Origin of the sequence: uncultured Xanthomarina sp. (assembly GCF_963971605.1) — a bacterium.
Classification (GTDB): domain Bacteria; phylum Bacteroidota; class Bacteroidia; order Flavobacteriales; family Flavobacteriaceae; genus Xanthomarina; species Xanthomarina gelatinilytica.
Window position 1 is genome coordinate 1 of sequence record NZ_CAXATZ010000068.1, and the last position, 3,680, is coordinate 3,680.

Below are 3,680 nucleotides of genomic sequence, written 5' to 3' on the forward strand. Positions count from 1 at the left end.
TTGTATACCATTGAGTCCAAGAGAAGGTGAATTTTTATAATGTTTTTAAAAAGGCCTGGATGGTTTTCAATATGTAATCCTATGCAGAAAAATGTGGCTTTGGCGTTGTATTTTTCCAAGAGCTTTAAAACTTGTGGAGTAAAAGCAGGATTTGGACCATCGTCAAAGGTAATGGCCACATGGTTTTTTGAAATAGTGGGATGGCAATTAAAAGCTTCAATATGATAGTTCCAACCTATCAATCCGGAACCTAAAGCAGTAAAGCTGAACCAAATTATACCTAACAACAAAAACCACCAAAAGGATATATCCAACAGAAAATAAGCCACAATTAAACCAACCAAAAGAATAAAAGCCAAGCTATTTACTGTTTTAAAGTTTAGCATGATTTTAGTATAGTGAAACTATGGTTTTCTCCACGATACTGGTTGTAAAGTAAAATGGTATTATAAGAGGATGTATTTTTTTCGTTCCATTTTAAAACATTTGGAACGTTCTGTGTTTTTAGTATTTTGGAAGCCAACCAAATTCCGAAAGGAGATGCTGTATTAAATTCCCCAATAAGATGTTTGTAGCAAATTTGTGGTGTGTTGCTAAATAGGCTTGAAGACAATTTGGTATAAAACCCATCAAATTCCACATCACCATTCCTACCTAAAACAATGGCATCAATAGCTTCAACTGTTAAATTATTTTCCTTTAAGAAGCTCAAGGCAGTTTCTGCAACGTCACTTTCAGACAAGGTGTTGAATATTTTCACCGAAACCACTTCAGCATAAGCAGTAGCTTGTTTTTTATTGGAAAGTACGAAGAAATTGGCACCTTCTCCAAAAACAGCCCCTTTAGTTTTAGAGTCTAAAAGGTTGTGTGAACTTGTTTTTTTGTCTTTAATATGATGGATGATTTTATTTAATTTGGTTGTATGGTCTGCTAATTCGTCCACACCACCAATAAGTATGTTTTCTGCTTCTTCCAATTCCAACTGCAACTTGGCATCCAATAAAGCCGATTCAAACGAATTGCTACCATGTACATAGGTGAAATTATAGCCTTTGCACTGTAGCTCCAAGGCTATTTGTCCACCAACTGTATTGTGAGTGGATTGAATGAAGGAAGTAGGAGTTAAAAACTGTTCGTTATTATCAATAATGCCACTTAAAAACTTTTCGGAATCGCGCAAACAACCCATTCCGGTTCCAGTGATAATGGCATCCACTTGTTCCAAACCAGCTTCGCGTAATGCCATTTTAGAGGCAACCACTCCCATTTTAATGCCTTTTGCCATACGTCTGGCAGCAGCTGGTGGAATGTAATCTTTGTAAACAGGTTCCACGGCAAAAACAACTTGGTCCTCATGTATAATTATCTCGTCTAAAAACTCTGAGTTATCAAAGGTTTTTTGAGGGGAAATACTTGCTATGCTATTGATGTAGACTTTTTTCATGTCGGTTATCAATTATTGGTTCTTAGAAAAAATAACTGTTGAACAATTACCTCCAAAACCAAAGGAATTGGACATAACGGTTTGCAGTTCTTTTTCTTTAAGTTCCAGTTGAGGTGTGATGTTGAATTCTTTCATCTGGGTTTTAAAATTCAGATTGGGAAATATCACATTGTTTTGCATTGCTAAAATGGAGTACACAGCTTCAATGGCTCCAGCTGCAGCCAAAGTATGCCCAGTATAGGCCTTTGTGGAACTGAAATCTGGCACATCTTCACCAAACACACGAATGATGGCTCGGCCTTCGGATAAATCGTTATTGCCTGTTGCCGTTCCATGTGCATTGATATAGTCTATGTCTTTTGGAGTGTATCCAGCAACTTTAAGTGCTTTTTCCATGGCCAAAGTGGCTCCATCTCCATGATCGGAAGAAGCTGTTTGGTGAAACGCATCGTTGGCATTCCCATAGCCTTTAACATAGCCTAAAACCGGTTTGTTCTCTGCTTTTACCACAGCATCAGATTCCAAGACTAAAAAAGCAGCAGCTTCCCCTAAATTTAAACCTTTTCTGTTTTCATCGAAAGGTGTGTTATAGGTGTCAGAAAGAATCATTAAGGTTTTAAATCCGTTGATGGTAAATTTAGACATACAATCGGAACCTCCTACAATCACACGATCCAATTGACCAGATTTTATAAGTCTGGCGCCAAGCATGATGGCATTGGCAGCTGAAGAGCAAGCAGTGCTTATGGTTGTTACCAAACTTTTATCAATGCCTAATTGTTCTGCAATTTTTTGGGTTGAATCTCCAGCATGATGGCTGGCAATATATCTTCTGTGGGTTTCATGCTCCAAATAATCGTAATAATATTTTTCCGTCATGTCCATACCTCCAACACTAGTGGCAGATATCAAGCCTGTTTTAAAGGCATTTATGTCTTTAATACCAGCATTGGCAACGGCTTCTTTGGCTGCTATGGCACCAATTAAGCCAGTTCGGGAATAGTTGTTATCTGGAGTTAAACCTAAAATATGCTCCAATTGTGAATTGGTATAACCAATTTCGCCTACCTTAATAACGTCTTTGTGAATGGTATTGATTTTAGAAATGGTTGTTATCCCTTTTTTACCTTCCACTAGCGACCGAAAATTCTCTGCCACATTGTTTCCAATGGCAGAAATAATTCCCATTCCAGTTATAGCGACTCCTTGACTCATATTTATTTCCTGCGTAAGCAGAAATCTAATTATTTATTATTTCTGTTCAGCCACAAATTAGCAGATATTCTAAAACATGCATTTGAGGCCAATTTATATTTTCAAAGTTGGTATTCCTGTTATTACGGAAATATCATTATTTAGATCTATGCTCAGAAATATAAGCAGCCATGGTATTGATAGACTCAAAAATGGCACGACCTTCTTTTGGGTCTGTTAACTTAATCCCGTAATTTTTATCCAGCATCACGATAAGTTCCAAAGCATCAATAGAATCCAATGCTAAACCATCACCAAAAAGCATGTCGTCATCTGCAATGTCTTCAGCAGTCATGTCTTCTAAGTTCAATTGCTCGATAATGTTCTCTTTTAATTCTTGTTTTAAAGCTTCCATATTATGTGTTATATAATGTTGTTATTTGTTGTGTGTTGTGCTGTAAATGGCCTTCTTTAGAGACTAAATACAAAAAAGCCTCATAATTATCGCCTTCCAATTCCACCCAGCCACAAAGCACTGATTTTGCTTTATTGGTTTCCAATAAACTATTGGAATAGCTAAATAAATGTTCGGCATTAAAGCGTTCAAAGATAAAAAAACTATTCTCAGTATAAAGCTTATATTTAATACTTATCTCACCAAGGCAAATATTTGGTAAGGTATATACAAAAACGGCTGGACTAGGAAAATAATTGTCTTTATGCTGTATGGCTTTTTGATGCGATATGTCTGTATCCAAACTGGCAGCTTTATTGGAAAAAACCAAAGCAATATTGTTTTCTTTTTCTGAATCCAGTTTTAGGTTTTTAAGTAAAATATCAGCAGCCAGAAAGGCTAGTTTACTTAAATGGTCCATTTTAAAAAACTTTGGATAATTTGTTTTTTGATGCTTATAAGCAGCTTTTATGAACTCTGAAAACCCAACATGTTGTTCACTAAAAATAACAGTGCCATTTAAAGAAACCTGATGGTTTTTTATATGACAAAAAGAGGTGATGTTATAATTAGAGCTCATTGTTGTTT

General features: G+C 36.1%; 5 protein-coding genes. All 5 read right to left on the bottom strand.

Annotated elements, in window-relative coordinates; all coding sequences use genetic code 11:
- Positions 1-386, bottom strand: a 386-nt coding sequence (locus AACY93_RS13625) for a polysaccharide deacetylase family protein (protein ID WP_339612157.1), incomplete at its 3' end; no start/stop codon positions are given.
- Entirely contained in the window at positions 380-1,444 is a 1,065-nt protein-coding gene (locus AACY93_RS13630; RefSeq protein ID WP_286852602.1) for a beta-ketoacyl synthase N-terminal-like domain-containing protein, read from the bottom strand. The genes AACY93_RS13625 and AACY93_RS13630, both read right to left, overlap by 7 nt.
- A gap of 12 nt (positions 1,445-1,456) precedes the next feature.
- Positions 1,457-2,659: a beta-ketoacyl-[acyl-carrier-protein] synthase family protein gene (locus AACY93_RS13635; protein ID WP_286852601.1), complete on the bottom strand. Its 1,203-nt coding sequence runs from the start codon at positions 2,657-2,659 to the stop codon at positions 1,457-1,459.
- A gap of 136 nt (positions 2,660-2,795) precedes the next feature.
- Positions 2,796-3,053 carry a phosphopantetheine-binding protein gene (locus AACY93_RS13640; RefSeq protein WP_007647481.1) on the bottom strand — a complete coding sequence of 86 codons (258 nt, stop codon included), beginning with the start codon at positions 3,051-3,053 and terminating at the stop codon, positions 2,796-2,798.
- Position 3,054: 1 nt separating this feature from the next.
- The gene (locus AACY93_RS13645; RefSeq protein ID WP_286852600.1) at positions 3,055-3,672 is read right to left on the bottom strand and encodes a 3-oxoacyl-ACP synthase; all 618 of its coding nucleotides are present in this window, start codon (positions 3,670-3,672) and stop codon (positions 3,055-3,057) included.
- Between the last annotated feature and the right edge of the window lie 8 nt (positions 3,673-3,680).